At 67.8% G+C, this 1,061-nt stretch carries 1 pseudogene; it reads left to right on the top strand.

The annotated features are described in order from the left end of the window. Positions 1-1,061: pseudogene (locus tag EOA38_RS37525) on the top strand (AsmA protein); the annotation flags it as partial.

Here is a 1,061-nt window from a genome sequence, read left to right on the forward strand (position 1 = left end):
GCCGCCGGTGCCCGCAGCCACCTGATTTCCGAGATCAACTCGACCATTTCGGCCAAGTCGCTCGCCGGCCCCTGGCGGATGGACGGCACGCTGCGCTTCGACGGCCTGCGCACGGACGTCTCGGCCTCGACCGGCAAGGTGGAGCCGGACGGCCAGATGCGGCTCAGGCTGAAGGCGGATCCCGATGCCTATCCGCTGATCATTGAGACCGACGGCAACGCCGGCATCGTCAAGGGCGCGGCGGTCTATTCCGGCCAGTTCAAGGTTTCGGCCTCCAACAAGAATGGGGCCGACAGAAACTCGGCCACGCTGCGCGGCACCGACGGCGAGCCCGTGAAGGTCAGCGCCGGCAAGCCCGATCCCGGCTTCCGGCTGAACGGCAAATTCGCGCTCGACCACCAAAAACTCAACGTGGACGAGTTCCGCTTCGAGACCGGGCCACTCGACAATCCCTACACCGCAGACGGCAAGGCCTCGGTCGATCTCGGCCTGAAGCCGCATTTTTCGATCGAGGCCAGCGGCGCCCAGGTGCAGTTCGACGAGGCGGTGGGCGCATCCGCGGGAACCGGGCTGACGCTCGATCAACGCATCGCGGCGTTCGAGCAGACGCTGCTGCACATGCCGAAGCCGACGATACCGGGCACGGTCGAGGTCAGGCTGCCGGCGGTGGTGGCGGGCGACACCACGGTGCGCGACGTGCGGCTCTCGGCCGAGCCGGTCGAGGGCGGCTGGTCGGTGAAGTCGCTTGCCGCGACGCTGCCCGGCCGCGCGACGCTCGAAGCCGACGGCATGCTGAGCGTCGAGGACCGCTTCGGCTTCACCGGCTCGCTGCTTCTTGCTGTCGGGCAGCCGTCCGGCTTCGCCGCCTGGCTGTCGAAGGATGTCGACGATGCGATCCGCCGGTTGCCGGCGGCGGGCTTCAAGGCCAAGGTCGATCTCAGCGAGAACCGCCAGTCCTTCAGCGATCTCGAGCTCATCCTCGGCAAGGCGAAGTTCTCGGGCAGCATCGATTCCACCCAGCCAGAGGATGCGAGGCCCTCGGTGCTGATGCGGCTGGAAGG

Source organism: Mesorhizobium sp. M1E.F.Ca.ET.041.01.1.1 (assembly GCF_003997355.1).
In the GTDB taxonomy this organism is placed as follows: Bacteria; Pseudomonadota; Alphaproteobacteria; order Rhizobiales; family Rhizobiaceae; genus Mesorhizobium.